Origin of the sequence: Brevibacillus sp. HB1.3 (assembly GCF_013186635.1) — a bacterium.
GTDB lineage: Bacteria > Bacillota > Bacilli > Brevibacillales > Brevibacillaceae > Brevibacillus > Brevibacillus brevis_D.
On the sequence record NZ_JABMIT010000013.1, the window covers coordinates 136,798 to 151,872 of the forward strand.

Below are 15,075 nucleotides of genomic sequence, written 5' to 3' on the forward strand. Positions count from 1 at the left end.
ATGCTGCGCAGCTTCCTGTTTTGGTTGATTCACCACTAATACGAATGAGCTGGAAAATCCTTTCTCGTTATTTTGAAAAATTTTATTTTCCTGTCAAAAGAGGTACCGCAAAGCTCACATCGCGATGCTCCTTCAACATACTGTCAAAGGTGATCGTCATTTGCTTTGGCAAGGATTTCATCTCCTCGATTTCCAAATTCCCTCTTACTTTCATCCGTCCATTTTGATTGGCGGATTCCTCGATATGGCATACCGCACTGTACTTTTTGCCCTTTTCGTCCGTCACGTACCATGTATCAAACGGGAAGATTCCCACTACTCCTTCCGCTAGCGTCCCCTCAAACTCGATGTTGTGGCGATCCTCTCCGCTGCCCTTAGATACCTTGTGAAACGTGAAGCGAGTCCCATTCTTTTCTGCTGTAACTGGCTTTGCTCCCACACTGGCAGGGTCCAGCTTTACGCTGAATCCTGGCTCTTCCTCTGTATAAACAGCATGCAGCTTAAAGGTTAGACCATTCGATTCTTTCAGGTCGTGGAAGTAATGAAATTGTCGCAGCCCTTTTTCCACTGGAGCAGATTCGCGCCATTTCATCGTATTGATTACGTTTTTCTGAATGCTCTCATCATGGATAGCGACTGCAGAGTCCCATGCGCCAAGGACGACTCCCTTTTCATTGACAAGCTGATAGCTGAAGTCCTTGTTATTCGAATCAATCACCACTTCTGTTCCACTCGGTGCAAAGGTAATCTCTCGCAAATCGAACTGAAATCCTTGGAGAGAGGTATGGGACTGATTGACAGCCACTGTTTTCGTCGCAGCTTTTGCTTTTTTCAAGTTCACGGGTACCGACAGCTGCCAGTTTCCTTTGGTACTGCCCATCTTTTTCATGTGGAACTCTACGACCAGCTCGTCCGGCAGCTTGTTCCCATCGTCAAAATAGCTTCTGAGCTCGTGTTCAAACAGGATGTAATCGCCTATCTGGTTTGTTTTCCACGACTCTTGATTGGGGGATGAGCTATGTAAAACCTTGCCTGCTTTATCCTTGATCGTGATTTCTTGATATTCATGGGTGGGGGCGTGGAAATTATCCCAATACACATCTGTTGCCCTGCCGTCTTTGTCTTTTACCCCTGCGATGATACTGATGCGCAGCGGGTCTGCCAGAACCTCTTTTGCTTCCAAGGTAAAGCCTTGATCGGTCACTTTCAGATCAAGCGGCTGGGTAAATCCATTTTGAGCGGCTTGCAAAATTCCAGGATCTCCAGCCTTTTGCGAGACAAACAAGCTAGTGTTCACAGACGGTGCTGCATTCACCACTGCTGCCGGACTACTTGTGAAAAACGACGGGGACACGAGGATTCCCGTTGATACAACGACTGCCAATGCTGCCACACATAATGCCATTTTTTTCATAACTGCTCCACTCCTTATTATCCTAGATTCACTCTATATTCACGAGAAACAATCGTTCGGTTCACGAGGAGCACGCAAAAAAAGAGCTCGACAGCCTGAACGAAATCAGGTCTGCCGAGCTCACTCGTTATCGAATTTATTTCATAGATGGGAGGGCTTTACACACGTGCAGATAGTGCCCGAGCGAGCAACTCTACCAGTCTCCTTGCATACTCGCCAGTCGTATCTCTTGCCCCTGAGAATTCCGTCACTTCCATACTTGTCACGCGCGAATCTCGCAAAACAGTTTCCAGTAATGCCTCCGCTTCGGAAAGCGACAATCCAATCTCACTGGGAGAATAGGCTGCTGGCATCGCGTCTTTGTGCATGATATCTACGTCGAAATGAACGAGGATTTTGGCATCAGGCGGGATCGATTGGAGCATATGAGAAACTCGTTCCACTAGGCTTCCTTCTGTGAGCTGTGCCAGGGTCATGACCTCTACGCCAAATGTCTCCTCGGGCATCCGCTGGCAACCGACAAGACGGATTCGCTCTGCATCCCAGCCGCTTGGTTCGATCCATTGTCCGCGATCCTGTAGCAAAAACCACAATCCCATCCCTGCTGCCCCAATACAGCGAGAAGCCGATGGCACTAATGCATCCAGATGACCGTCTAACACCAGCAGATACGCTTTCTCTTGATGAATAGCCTGATGAGCCTGAGCCGTTGCAACAACCAAGCTGCAATCGCCGCCAAGCATCAAGACAAAGTCGTCTGTATCGAGCCACTCTTGCGCGTCCTTTTGCAGCAAATCCCAGAACATGCGCGGTGCCGGCCAATTACGAACTGGTGGAATATTATGGCGAGGCAAATCATCGGGTAGATGTAGATTTCCTACGTCCTGCACTTCCAAGCCATGCTGCTGCAACTGCTCGATCAATCCTGCTGTACGAAGCGCGTCCGGAGCTAATTCTGTGCCAGAGACATATGCTCCTGTAAAATGCGGGATACCAGCCACTTTTATTCTGATAAATAGTCCCTCCCAAGGAATTTATGGTATGTATATCCATAAAAGTATATCACATCCTGCCGTGCAAAAATTGGATGAGTTCACCGACGGACGGTCGTAACCAACGATCTGGCAAGGATGCTTTTTCCCCGCGCAGCAATTGGCAAGCAAGCGCATTCGGATGGACATCTGCGCTTAAAAAATACACTTGGTGTACAGGCTGCGGAAGAGCGTCCATGACTTCCACATATTTGTTAACATACACCTGCAACGCATCCCGATAGACGGGAGTCGTTAATGCCGCGCCACACCACACGTCAATTCCGGTCAACTCCTTGGCATGGGCTGCATCCAGGCTTTTGGCGAGCGAGCAGATAACGAATAGCAGCTTCTCTGGTTCCAGATTGAACCGCTTCTGATACTGCTTGGCAAAACGGGCGAGCGTCGCATTCCAGGACGGCGTATCGTAGCTACCGAGATCAGGGATGCATTTGAGTGCCCCGACTAGCTGCTCTTCCCTCTTTATAAACAAGAGACCGTCGATCACTTGAAACGAAAGCCCGCTCAACTGCCCGGACAAAAACTCACCCACCCGCTCATGCATGACGCGAGAGATTCGCTGTGAGGATTTGCGCTTTAGCTTTTGCCGTATGCGCACCTCTTCTTCCTCCAGATAGACCCGGATCAGCCTGGAAAATAAATCTGCCTCCGTAGATGGCTCTCGTATCAGGCACTCCAAACGGCTATAGGCGTCTGCCACGCTTTGGTCCCATTGCCCTTCTTTTTCTGTGCCCATCATTACCCTCCCTCACATCATATCGGGTGCGTGATCGGCCACGACCAGCACATCCATGTGTCGGACCTCCCGCAATAATCGCTGAATGACCGAACCCTCGAGAATTTCCTTCCAGCGGGTTCGCGCCGACTGCCCGATGACAACCTGCGTCGTTTCTTTTTCGTTCATATGCCAAACTAGCCGGGTAAAAACCTTGCGTCGGGAAGGGGCTTCGTATCGTTCAAAACGACCTCCGAGACGCTCCGTTAGTGCCTTCAGCTTCGCCAGCTGTGTCTCTTCCTCTTCTGTCAGCGACGAATGATCCTGCACGTAAGCTACATGCCAGGACGCCTTCAACCGATAAGCAATGCGAAACCCTCGGCGAATCAATCGTTCACTGTCTGCCCGCAAATTCACACAGACAAAAATGACTTCCTGCTGCCGCCAAGGCCCGCGCAGCGTTCGGCGCTCCCATGCCTCCAAGCGTTCGTCGACGTCGTCCGCCACTTCACGCAAGGCCAGCTCCCGTAACGCGATCAAATTCCCTGTTTTGAAAAAGTTGGTCAGTGACTGCTCCACCTTTTCCATCGCGTAAATATTGCCCTCCCGCATCCTCTGGCGTAGCGCTTTGGGTGAAATATCAATCAGCTCTACCTCATCTGCCTGATGCAGAATATGGTCCGGCACCGTCTCTCGCACGCGGATTCCCGTGATTTGCTCGACGCTGTCGTTCAAGCTCTCTAGGTGCTGAATGTTCATCGTGGATATGACGGAAATACCCGCAGCCAAAATCTTCTCGACATCGTGGTAGCGCTTCTCATAGGCACTTCCGGGCACATTCGTATGTGCCAGCTCATCTACCAATACGACCTCCGGATTTCGCCGAATAATTTCGTCTGTGTCCATTTCTTCTAGCGTCACATTTTTATAGGGGATGCGCTTGCGCGGGATAAGAGGAAGTCCCCCTACCTGCTCAATGGTTTCTTTTCGTCCATGCGTTTCTAAAAGCCCAATCACCACGTCGATGCCATTTTCAGCGAGCTCGTTGCCTTCTCGGAGCATCGTGTACGTCTTGCCGACACCAGGTGCGGCTCCTACATATACTTTTAGCGTCCCCCGCTTGATTTTACCGATTTCTTGCTGCATCTCCTCATCGGAGAGCCGTCGGTACGGATTCGGCGTTTTCGCTTGTTCTCGCTTGGTCGGCATGACGCGCTCACCGTCTCGCTCGGAACGATCTGCCACGATCAAGATATCGATATTTTTCGTTTGCCGAAGAATCTTATGAACGATGGAGCCGTACCATATCTCTTCCCAGCGCGTACGCTTGGACTGCCCCATGACGATTCGGGTCACATTATTCTCCATCGCATAGGCGACAAGGCTGTTTGCTACGTCCTTTTCACGTGCAAGCAGCTGCTCTTCAAAGGTACCACCGACTTTGTCCACGAGCTTTCCAATGGATCTCTTAAAAGTCGCTTCTTCCTTCGTCAGCTTCTTGGATAAAGGGAGAAAACAGACGACCAAAAGCTCTCCGCCGAGCCGCTTGGCAACCTGTTGTCCGCGCCGAACCAATATCGAGCCGTTCCAATGATACTGGGCAGAAACCAGCACCTTCTCTGTGGCTCCTGAAGCCCCTACCATGCCGTGCTTCTCCCGATAATCCTCCAAATCCTCGTTTACGCCCGTCGCTACGAACCGAAGAGCGAGTTCTCGCAGCATATGCAGATTGTCTCTGCGAAACAACGGATGCTTCGTTCGAATCTGGTTGCGATTATCTTCTTGTAGCCTTTTCAGAATGGCTTCTGGCGTGACGTCGAGCAATTTCACCTCGTCAGCCATAGCAAGCGTATCCTCAGGAACACACTGGTCAATCCGCACTTCTGCCTTCGTCAGTCGCTCCGCCATTTCTTTCATCCCGGCCAATTCGTAAATGTTGACCGTCGCAATCACACTAATATTGTGGTTCAGCAAATACTGAACATCGTCGAGCCTGGTTGGACGCGGGGCATCTGGACGATTGCGATGAGCCAAACCGTCTACGAGCACGACTTCCGGGTCACGCTCGATAATGGCTGCAACGTCCAGATCATGTCTCGCTTCCCCGAGGGAATACCAGATGGTCGGCTGGATTTGCTCCAAGCCCTCCCGCTTTTGCGCCAGCTTGGGATGAGTGGCCTCACCTGATCCAGCTATGACCACATCAATCCCTTTTTTCTTAAGCGTCTGCCCTTCCATGAGCAGGTGATAGGTTTTACCTGAACCACTGACAGCCCCCAGAATGATTTTCAGCCTGCCCCGGTGCATTCTGGAGATGGACTGCAAGATTTCCTCCGGGGACTTTCGCCGAAACTGCTCTACCATCTCGCAGCCCTCCTTCATTCTTTACTTCTTCAATTCGTCCAAAGCCAAATTCAGCTTCACTACATTGACACGCAGCTCCCCGAATACACCCAAGCTTCTTCCGTCTGTATTGGCTTCAATCAGTGCCTGTAATTGTACCGGTTCGAGATTGCGCGCCTTGGCTACGCGTTCCACTTGTATCTGGGCAGCCTTTGGCGAGATATGCGGGTCCAGACCGGAAGCGGAGTTGGTCAGCAAATCAGCCGGAATGTCTTCCTGCTTCACGCCAGGATTCGCTGCCAGAAATGCGGCGATATCCTTTTGCGTACGTTCGATCAGCGCCGGGTTGGATGGCGCGTAGTTGTTCGAGCCAGAGCCTGACGCATTGTTATCAATAGAAGAAATGCGGCCCCAGAAGTACTTCGGATCGGTGAAGGTCTGCCCAATCAGCTCGGAGCCAACCACCTTGCCGCTCCCATCGGTGATGAGACTACCACTTGCTTGGGCAGGCATGACAACCTGTGCAATCCCTGTCATCGCCAGCGGGTAGGCAACGCCGCAAATCAGCAGCAAAACGAGGCTGAGACGCAAATTTTTTAAAATCATATCGGTTCACCTGAGCTTTCTTTTTTCAATATGAATTAAATTAAATTCAATCCACTCAAAATCACGTCAATCAGCTTGATGCCCACGAACGGAACGATAATTCCGCCCAAGCCATAGATCACCAGGTTGCGGCTCAGTAGCTTTGTCGCGCTCATCGGTGTGTATTTCACACCTTTCATCGCCAACGGAATCAGAATCGGGATGATGATCGCATTGAAGATCAACGCTGATAAAATCGCACTTTGCGGTGTAGCCAGCCCCATAATGTTGAGCGCACTCATTTGTGGGATCGCCAGCATGAACATCGCAGGAATGATCGCGAAGTATTTCGCTACGTCATTAGCAATACTGAACGTCGTCAATGCACCGCGTGTCATCAAAAGCTGCTTGCCAATCGCCACGACCTCGATGATTTTGGTCGGGTCAGAATCCAGATCGACCATGTTCGCTGCTTCCTTCGCCGCTACCGTACCCGTGTTCATCGCCAGACCAACATCGGCTTGTGCGAGAGCTGGCGCGTCATTCGTGCCGTCACCTGTCATAGCGACCAGCTTGCCTGCCGCTTGTTCTTTGCGGATCAGCGCAATCTTGTCTTCCGGCTTGGCTTCGGCTACGAAATCGTCCACACCTGCTTCGCGGGCAATCGTCGCTGCTGTCAGCGGGTTATCTCCCGTACACATGACCGTACGAATTCCCATCCGGCGCAGCTCTTCAAAGCGTTCGCGCATCCCTGGCTTTACGGTATCCTTCAGGTAAATCAAACCGAGAATCGCATTGCCCTCTACTACAGCCAATGGCGTGCCGCCAGCTGTTGCAATCCGGTTTGCTTTTTCATCCAAGTCAGCAGGGATGTTGCCCCCTTGCTCTACCACGTATTTCTTGATGGCATCGACGGCCCCTTTACGGATGACAACGCCGTTTGCCAGATTCGTCCCGCTCATTCTTGTTTCAGCGCGGAACTCCACGCCTTCGGAACCGGGCAATTCCAATTCAGCAGGTGCCAGCCCTTGTTTTTTCGCCAGCTCTACAACAGAGCGTCCTTCCGGTGTTTCGTCATGAACCGAGCTTTGTGCAGCTACTCGGTTCAACTCCGTGCTCTTGCTGTTGCCTACGGTGACAAACTCGGCAGCCATCCGGTTACCATGCGTGATCGTTCCCGTTTTATCCAAAATAATGGTGTTGATGTCACCGGATGCCTCTACGGCTTTACCAGACATGGCGATAACGTTAAACTGCGTGACCCGGTCCATACCCGCAATCCCAATCGCTGACAAGAGTCCGCCAATCGTGGTTGGAATTAAGCAAACGAGTAAAGCAATTAGTGTCGCAACCGGAATGGCTGCATGTACATAGTTGGCTATCGGCAGCAAAGTCGTGCAAACAATCAGGAAAATTAATGTTAAGCTGACCAACAGCGTATTCAACGCGATTTCATTCGGAGTCTTCTGTCTCTTCGCACCTTCCACCAACGAAATCATGCGATCCAAAAACGATTCGCCGGGATCAGTCGTCACACGGACGCGGATGCGGTCACTAACGACACGTGTGCCTCCCGTGACAGAGCTGAAATCGCCACCTGCTTCTTTAATGACCGGAGCAGATTCACCTGTAATCGCTGATTCGTCCACAGAGGCGACACCTTCGACGATTTCCCCGTCGGATGGAATCAACTCGCCTGCTTCTACGATGACTAGATCGCCTTTTCGAAGTTCTGTGGAACTAACGACCTGCATGCGACCATCTTTCCCCACTTTTTTTGCTTGCGTGTCCTGCTTCGTTTTTTTCAAGCTCTCTGCCTGTGCTTTGCCGCGACCCTCTGCCAAGGCCTCTGCGAAGTTGGCGAACAAAATCGTCACGAACAGGATCAAGCTGACGACGCCGTTGTAAAACGGGTCCGAAGCCCCCCCAAACAAATTGGGCACAAACGTCAGGAGAAGCGTAATGAAGAACCCGATCTCTACCACAAACATGACTGGATTTTTCATCATCACACGCGGGTCCAGTTTTTTGAAAGACTCGACAAAGGCCCGTTGATACAAATCTTTAGGAAGCGCAACCGTGCGCGTTCTACTCATGGAAAATTACTCCTTTGCCTCTAGTATTCATTTTCAAATCGATGTTCAAAAAGTCAGCTTTTCAGCACCGAGAAAGTGGCGAGAACCTGAAGAAGGAGGAGCGGAGTGTAGGGGACCTACATGAGCACCGGACTTCGATGGTGAACGCCAATTTCGATGTCGAATAAGCTTTCATGATTACTTCGTGATCAAAAGATGACTTTTTGAACTTCCCCTTGTCATCGGATTGTAAGCCACTCGGCGATTGGGCCGAGCGCAAGCACAGGCAGAAATGTCAGTGCGCCTACGATCAACACAGTTGAAATCAAAATCACTGTGAATACACTATTGTCCGTGCGCAGTGTACCCATCGTTTCCGGTACCGGCGTTTTTGCGAGCAAGGAGCCTGCTACTGCCAGCATCGTAATGATCGAGACGTATCGGCCAAACAGCATGACGAGTCCGGTAGAAATGTTCCAGAAAGGCGTGTTGTCGCCCAATCCTTCAAAACCGGAACCGTTGTTGGCTGCGGAAGAAGTGTACTCGTACAGCACTTGTGAAATGCCGTGGAAGCCTGGGTTCGACACTGCGGACGATCCCATTTCTGTTGCCAATGCAATGGCGGTTGGCGCCAAAATAATCAGGGGATGAACGAGAATCGCAATGGCGATCAGCTTCATCTCTTTTCCCTCGATTTTGCGGCCGAGGAATTCAGGCGTACGCCCTACCATCAAGCCCGCCAAGAATACAGCCAAAATCGCATACATCAAAATGTTAATCGTTCCAACGCCATCTCCGCCGAATACGCAGTTGAGCATCATTTCACCGAGCGGAACCAAGCCGCCAAGTGGTGTCAATGTATCGTGCATGTTGTTCACGGTTCCTGTCGTTGCCGCTGTTGTCACGGCGGTGAACAAGGCGCTTTGTGCGATGCCAAATCGGACTTCTTTTCCTTCCATGCTGCCCATTTCCTGTGACAGACCAGCCCGCTCCAGCGCAGGGTTGCCGTTTCCTTCATTGGCATATGCCGTAATCAGGAACGCCAGGAACATCACGAACATCGCTCCAAAAATAACCCAGCCTTGCTTGCGGCTCTTCGCCAGGAAGCCGAATGCAAACGGCAGTGCCGCCGGGATCAAGAACATCGACAAAATTTCGATCACGTTTGTTAGCGGTGTCGGGTTTTCAAACGGATGCGAAGAGTTTACCCCGAAGAATCCGCCCCCGTTTGTTCCTAAATGCTTAATCGATACGAGTGAAGCAACCGGGCCGCGAGCGATTTGTTGCTCCGTTCCGCTAATGGTTGTCGCTGTTGCGGTCGGCTCCATCGTCTGTGGCACGCCTTGGGACACCAAGAGCAATGTCACGACAATCGCCAGTGGAATCAACACACGTGTATGAGCACGTACTAGGTCTACGTAGTAGTTACCAATGCTGCGTTGTCCAGTCAGCCCTCGCATGAAGGCCATTACGACCGCGATCCCTGTCGCTGGCGTGGTAAACATCAGGTAAATAATGACCAGCATCTGCGATAGATACGACAATCCACTCTCCCCGCTGTAATGCTGAAGATTCGTATTCGTCAAAAAGCTGACAGCCGTGTTAAAAGAAAGTAACGGCTCCATCGCCGCGATTCCACTCGGGTTTCCAGGTAACATCCCTTGCAAACGAAGCAAGAGATAAGCAATCGCCACCATTGAAATGTTGCTGACCAGAACAGCCATTGCGTACTGCTTCCAGGTCATATCTGCTACGCGAATGCCAGACAGCTTGTATATCGCTTTTTCCAACCCGCCAAAAACACGGTCCAATCGGGTCGTCTCCAGCGAAAAGGAGCGTGCCAAATATTTTCCCATCGGTATGGCGAGCACGAAAAGCACCACCAAAACCAATGCTATTTGTATAAAGTCCACGACAGTTCCTCCTACTCCCTTTAAAAAATAGCTCCAAATAAACAAATGATTGGGGTAACCCCTAGTATTTTTCCGGGTAAATCAATGCGTGGCACAGGTACATCGCAAGCCCTGCCATAATCAAAAGCAACCAGATCATTTCTCTTTCCCTCCCTGTTCTCTTACCACGGCGTCACAAAACTTGATGAGTGCAAAAAATACACCGAATGAAAGCGCCAAGAGCAGTATGGAAACCACGTCCATGCCATGTCCCTCCTTTTTTGCCGTATGAATGATTCCGTGAAGTCTGACCGAGTCGTCTCTCTCGCTATCCCCTGTACAAGCTTTCTTTTTTGAAGAAAACCCGCCATTTGGGATAAAAAATAGACCAATGCTTACGATTTCCCCGAAAGATCGCCACATTTGACCGAGCGAAAGATAAACAGGCGAAAGAAGTCGCCCGCCTTTTCGCGGCAAATAAAAACGATCCTTTGTATCGGAGAAAAAGTACTCATTGGTCTACCTAACGCCCAGCCGACTTGAAGTTGCCTTCTTTGCGTTTTGTCTCCCGTTTCCTTTTTCAAAAAAACAACTATTTTCTTGTAAGTAACAACGGTCATTAACCGTTTTTGAGCAAAACGAAAAGACCTGCATTACGTTTCGAGTCAACCCTTGTCGTTCCATACGGATAACAAAAAGGCCTCCTCAAATAGGCGGTCTTTAGACCTCCCTCGCTTTAGCCGACGAAGTTAGCTGACGGGTAGGATGGCGAAAGAGTTTCTCATCCCTCCCACGATTCATTCGTGGGATTAACCCCTACTGATTGGGTCCTCCGTTCCCGAGTGCCTCGGGATTTGGCCATATTTTGCAATTGTTGGTTACGAATCTCATTATACGTCTGGCATAATCGGATGTTAATGTCCTATTTCAGTCTTTTTCACACGATTTTTGCATTCTTTATCCGTGTAAGCGGTTTAAACCTATCAGGCCTCATCCGATCATGATATTTCATCGTTTCTCTTGCGTTTTCACATTATCAGCCTATTTGTTTGACAGCCCCAAGACTGCTGAGTAATATTAGGCACAATGATAAATTATGGGAGGTATGGCGTTTGGCCATCTCTAACAAGAAAAAGCTTGAAGCTGAAATCAGCGAAGCATTCATAAAATTTCAACGCGAACTGATTGGACGAGGTCCGCAGGAAGCGAAGACCTACATCGTCGGTGATATGGTTATCGCTAGGTTCAAGGGCGTTCTCACCGTCGAAGAAAAGCATCTGTCCAGTCACGATAAAGGTCGCCGCATCGTCAAAGAAATGCGCGAGGTTCTTCGTGAAATGTACAGCGAAGAATCGGAAGAAATCGTAGAAAAGCTGACCAGCTGTAAGGTACTATCGAGCCATAGCGACATCAGCACGAAGATGGGTGAACGGATCGAGGTTTATGTATTGGACAAGGACCTCGAAAAAATGTTGGGCTAATTTTACAAAAACAAGGCTCCACCTCATGTGCAGGCGGAGCCTTTTCTATTCCTCTCTTAGCCACTCATCTGTTCAGCCAACCAGCCGTAACCCTTATACCCGGGCTGACTCACGATGACGTGATTCGCCCCGAGCGCCTTGTATAACATCGCGTTCCGATGCTCCTGTGTCATCACAAAAATCCGGCAGGAACCCAGTTGCCTGAACAGTGTAACGAAGTCTCGTCCCTCCGCCCACTCATCGGGAAAAATGTAGACGGAATGGTAGAGCAGCAAGGATTCCTGATCGCGGTAGCACTCGTCAAATGAGATGGGCAAAAAACGCTGAATCGTCTTGTCTCCAGACCCCACCGTCAATGAAAAGGCACCAGGATTTCTTCCCCAAAATGCAGGCAAACTGTCGCAGCATAGTGCCTGAACAAAAGAAGTGAATGCTTCCCCCTTGCCCATTACGAGATAGTGCTTCATAGCAGAGCCTCCCCTTCCCTATTGAAGATCCTCGATGGACGAAATGTTCATGTACGAAGGAACCACGAGTCCGATTTTGGTTCCGTCGAGATTCGGACCCAAATCCTCGATTTGCCCACCGAATTTTTTCAAATAGCTCGTATCTGTAGACGGCAGCCACGCTGCAACCATCCCATCTACATCCCCAATGGCCACACCTGCCCACATCGGTCCAGTCTGCACCTGGCTCAATTCGACCTCATACCCCAGCTTCTGCTCAAGCACATGCTCTACGACGTGCGAGCTGGCAATCTCGGAATCCCATGCTACATAAGCGAGAGTCAGCTTCTCTTTTTGGACAGGCTGTATGCCCTCCACCCATTTCGCTACTTTGGCTTCATTGTTTTTTACCCATTCCGCTGCGGCCACTTCCGGATCTTTTCCGTCAATCATTTGAACCATGACCGACTCCATATCCGCTGGCTCCCAGTAGAACTTATCGAGAAATTGATAGGCAGCAGGCTGATCCTCTTTCAGCCCTTTGCGCACGATGGTATGAATTTGTTCCGCTCCGCCAAAGCCGTTCTTTGGGTCCGCCAAGTATTTCAAATCCATCTTTTTAAACATCCAGTGCGGCGTCCAGCCCGTTATGATAATTGGTTCCTTCGCTTCGTACGCCTTGATCAAAGCTGCTGTCATAGCGGCATCTGAGCCTTCGACAAGCTGCCATTTATCCAAGCCATACAGGTTCATGACTTCCTCTGTCTTTACCATCGAGCCTGCTCCTGCGTCGATTCCGATGATTTTGTAGTCGAGCTTTTCTCCTAGTACGTTGTCCGACGTCTCAGAAGGAATCGGACCGACCACCGTTGCTGTCGGTATTTGTGTGTTTGTGTTTTGACTAGAGCAGCCTGCGAGCCAAGCTGTCGCTCCCATCATGACCGCCAATATAGCTGGAACCATTTTGTTCATCATGTGTTTCGCTCCTTTTTTCCTGCATGTTGGGTAAGCCGATCCAAGACGATAGCGATGATCACGATGGATAACCCCGCCTCGAATCCTCTTCCTATATCCACTTGCGAAACGGCGCGATATACATCTGCACCCAAGCCTTTCGCCCCGATCATAGCCGCTATGACCACCATCGACAGGGCGAGCATGATACATTGATTAACTCCCGCCAAGATCGTCGATTTCGCATATGGCAGTTGTACTTTCACGAGCTTTTGCCAGCCAGTTGCGCCAAAGGCGTCCGCCGCTTCCTCCATTTCCGCTGGGACCTGACGAATGCCTAAGTTCGTAAGACGCACGATTGGCGGCAAAGCAAAAATAACGGAGGCAATGACACCCGGCACCTCGCCCAAGCCGAAGAAAAAGATCGCGGGAATTAAATATACGAACGCTGGCATTGTCTGCATCAAATCCAGTACTGGCGTGACGAGATTACGAAACGTATCGTGCCTCGCGCAAAGAATGCCCACCGGAATCCCGATAGTGATCGAAATCATGGTGGCAGTGAGGACAAGTCCCAATGTCTCCATCGTTTCATCCCAGTACCCCAAGTTGTGAATAAGAGAAAGTCCGATCACCGTAAAGACCATAGGCGCTCTCCCTGCAAAAACCCACGTGGCGGCCCCTAGCAGCAAGATGAGAATCAGCGAAGGTATCTCTGCCAAAACCGTGGAGCAGTAAGTCACCATCGTGGAAATGATGATAGACATCGGATCAAACAATACCCCTTTGTACTGGCCCAGCACCTCCACGAATCCTTCCATCCATTCGCCAATCGGCAGCTTAGGCACGGCGTCCATCACTTATCACCTCTGCTCTCTGATGTTCTTGGACATTGACTTTACCTACCAGCCCGCCTAGCACCGCTCCTTTTACGATGACACCCAACAAACGCTGCTGCTCGCCCACTACCGCAATCGGGACATGCAGGTCTGCCATCATCGGGAACAAACTGTGCAGACGTGCGTCAGGTGAAACGGTAGGGAGGTCGGTTTTCATGATCGCCTCCAGTGAATCTCCCGTACTGATCGCGAGTGATACGTCATACGCCGTAATCAATCCGAGCAGTGTGCGCTTTTTGTCCACGACGTACAAGCTGGACACTCCGTTATCCATCATGAGTTGCAGCGCCACTCGGGCCCCTTTGTCTGGCGTGATTGCTTCTGCCCGTTTCATCACATTTTCTGCAACGAGCACCCTGGACAGGTCGGCATCCTCCACGAACTTCCGCACGAATTCATCCGCGGGATCTGCCATGATTTCTTCAGGGCGGCCGATTTGAATGATCTGCCCGTCTTTCATAAAGGCAATCCGGTCGCCCAGCCGCAACGCTTCGTGCAAGTCATGTGTAATGAACAGGATCGTCTTTTTCATCGTCATCTGAAGCTCCAGCAACTCATCCTGCATATCTTTTCGAATGAGCGGGTCCAGTGCACTGAACGCTTCGTCCATCAAGAGAATATCTGGATTATTAGCCAACGCCCGGGCCAATCCGACTCGTTGACGCATCCCTCCGCTCAATTGATCCGGGTACGCATTTTCCCACTCGGTCAATCCAACGAGCGCGAGTGCTTCTCGTGCTTTTTCTTGCCGGAGCTCTGGTGGTACTTGTTGAATCTCCAAACCAAACTCCACGTTTTCCCGAACCGTCCGCTGCGGAAACAGGGCGAAGCTTTGGAAAACCATCCCGAGCTTCTTCCTCCGCACCTCGCGCAAAGCTGTCGCCTTCATGTCCACGATCTCTTCCCCATCGATCTCGATGCTTCCGCTCGTCGGGTCAATCAGTCGATTGCACAGTCGGATTAAGGTTGATTTGCCACTGCCGGACAGGCCCATGATGACGAAGATTTCGCCTTCCTCGACTTCAAAGCTGACCTGATTGACCCCAATGGACTGGCCGGTTTGCTTGTATATTTGTTCTTTCGTACGTCCTTCCGTCAGCAGCTTCAAGGCCAGCTCGGGCTGCTTGCCGAATACTTTTGTCAGTTTATGGACTTTCATTTTGGGCATGGTATCTCTCATCCTTCGTTTTTTCGTAAATGCAAAAAGCCCGCGAAGCTT

The 15,075-nt window shown here is 50.5% G+C and carries 12 protein-coding genes and 1 riboswitch; of the genes, 1 reads left to right on the top strand and 11 read right to left on the bottom strand.

Translation table 11 applies throughout. The features are described 5' to 3' along the window. Positions 1–82: 82 nt before the first annotated feature. The 7 genes from HPY31_RS24640 to kdpA form a co-directional block, all read right to left on the bottom strand. Positions 83–1,414, bottom strand: a complete 1,332-nt coding sequence (locus tag HPY31_RS24640; RefSeq protein WP_172142836.1) for a DUF4179 domain-containing protein — start codon at positions 1,412–1,414, stop codon at positions 83–85. A gap of 158 nt (positions 1,415–1,572) precedes the next feature. Then, the gene (locus tag HPY31_RS24645; RefSeq protein WP_172142837.1) at positions 1,573–2,415 is read right to left on the bottom strand and encodes an arginase family protein; all 843 of its coding nucleotides are present in this window, start codon (positions 2,413–2,415) and stop codon (positions 1,573–1,575) included. Between the two features lie 61 nt (positions 2,416–2,476). Further along, positions 2,477–3,202 (bottom strand): hypothetical protein, encoded by a 726-nt coding sequence (locus HPY31_RS24650; protein ID WP_172142869.1) that lies wholly within the window; start codon positions 3,200–3,202, stop codon positions 2,477–2,479. 12 nt (positions 3,203–3,214) lie between these two features. Continuing rightward, positions 3,215–5,545 (bottom strand): universal stress protein, encoded by a 2,331-nt coding sequence (locus tag HPY31_RS24655; RefSeq protein WP_172142838.1) that lies wholly within the window; start codon positions 5,543–5,545, stop codon positions 3,215–3,217. 21 nt (positions 5,546–5,566) lie between these two features. Next, complete coding sequence (gene kdpC, locus HPY31_RS24660; protein WP_172142839.1) at positions 5,567–6,130, bottom strand: potassium-transporting ATPase subunit KdpC; 564 nt, start codon at positions 6,128–6,130, stop codon at positions 5,567–5,569. A gap of 35 nt (positions 6,131–6,165) precedes the next feature. Continuing rightward, the gene (kdpB, locus tag HPY31_RS24665) at positions 6,166–8,205 is read right to left on the bottom strand and encodes a potassium-transporting ATPase subunit KdpB (protein WP_172142840.1); all 2,040 of its coding nucleotides are present in this window, start codon (positions 8,203–8,205) and stop codon (positions 6,166–6,168) included. A gap of 218 nt (positions 8,206–8,423) precedes the next feature. Continuing rightward, on the bottom strand, positions 8,424–10,097 hold the full coding sequence (kdpA, locus tag HPY31_RS24670; RefSeq protein WP_172142841.1) for a potassium-transporting ATPase subunit KdpA: 1,674 nt from the start codon (positions 10,095–10,097) through the stop codon (positions 8,424–8,426). A gap of 702 nt (positions 10,098–10,799) precedes the next feature. Beyond that, positions 10,800–10,946: riboswitch (cyclic di-AMP (ydaO/yuaA leader) on the bottom strand. A gap of 242 nt (positions 10,947–11,188) precedes the next feature. On the opposite strand from kdpA, the gene HPY31_RS24675 reads away from it, so the two are divergent. Beyond that, on the top strand, positions 11,189–11,557 hold the full coding sequence (locus HPY31_RS24675; protein ID WP_012684130.1) for a Na-translocating system protein MpsC family protein: 369 nt from the start codon (positions 11,189–11,191) through the stop codon (positions 11,555–11,557). A gap of 56 nt (positions 11,558–11,613) precedes the next feature. On the opposite strand, the gene HPY31_RS24680 is transcribed toward HPY31_RS24675, so the two are convergent. The 4 genes from HPY31_RS24680 to HPY31_RS24695 are packed head-to-tail and all read right to left on the bottom strand — an operon-like array spanning position 11,614 to position 15,024. Next, entirely contained in the window at positions 11,614–12,024 is a 411-nt protein-coding gene (locus HPY31_RS24680) for a hypothetical protein (RefSeq protein ID WP_172142842.1), read from the bottom strand. A gap of 18 nt (positions 12,025–12,042) precedes the next feature. Beyond that, entirely contained in the window at positions 12,043–12,978 is a 936-nt protein-coding gene (locus HPY31_RS24685; RefSeq protein WP_172142843.1) for a glycine betaine ABC transporter substrate-binding protein, read from the bottom strand. Continuing rightward, positions 12,975–13,814, bottom strand: coding sequence for an ABC transporter permease (locus HPY31_RS24690; RefSeq protein ID WP_172142844.1), 840 nt, complete (start codon positions 13,812–13,814; stop codon positions 12,975–12,977). Before HPY31_RS24690 ends, HPY31_RS24685 begins: the two co-directional genes overlap by 4 nt. After that, positions 13,798–15,024, bottom strand: a complete 1,227-nt coding sequence (locus tag HPY31_RS24695; protein WP_216675797.1) for a quaternary amine ABC transporter ATP-binding protein — start codon at positions 15,022–15,024, stop codon at positions 13,798–13,800. Before HPY31_RS24695 ends, HPY31_RS24690 begins: the two co-directional genes overlap by 17 nt. Positions 15,025–15,075 lie beyond the last annotated feature (51 nt).

What these genes read in the sequence shown, in the direction of transcription:
- HPY31_RS24650 (WP_172142869.1), bottom strand. Translation starts at nt 3,202, where the DNA reads ATGGGCACAGAAAAAGAAGGGCAATGGGACCAAAGCGTGGCAGACGCC.
- HPY31_RS24685 (WP_172142843.1), bottom strand. Translation starts at nt 12,978, where the DNA reads ATGATGAACAAAATGGTTCCAGCTATATTGGCGGTCATGATGGGAGCG.
- HPY31_RS24680 (WP_172142842.1), bottom strand. Translation starts at nt 12,024, where the DNA reads ATGAAGCACTATCTCGTAATGGGCAAGGGGGAAGCATTCACTTCTTTT.
- HPY31_RS24690 (WP_172142844.1), bottom strand. Translation starts at nt 13,814, where the DNA reads ATGGACGCCGTGCCTAAGCTGCCGATTGGCGAATGGATGGAAGGATTC.
- kdpC (WP_172142839.1), bottom strand. Translation starts at nt 6,130, where the DNA reads ATGATTTTAAAAAATTTGCGTCTCAGCCTCGTTTTGCTGCTGATTTGC.
- HPY31_RS24640 (WP_172142836.1), bottom strand. Translation starts at nt 1,414, where the DNA reads ATGAAAAAAATGGCATTATGTGTGGCAGCATTGGCAGTCGTTGTATCA.
- HPY31_RS24655 (WP_172142838.1), bottom strand. Translation starts at nt 5,545, where the DNA reads ATGGTAGAGCAGTTTCGGCGAAAGTCCCCGGAGGAAATCTTGCAGTCC.
- kdpB (WP_172142840.1), bottom strand. Translation starts at nt 8,205, where the DNA reads ATGAGTAGAACGCGCACGGTTGCGCTTCCTAAAGATTTGTATCAACGG.
- HPY31_RS24695 (WP_216675797.1), bottom strand. Translation starts at nt 15,024, where the DNA reads ATGCCCAAAATGAAAGTCCATAAACTGACAAAAGTATTCGGCAAGCAG.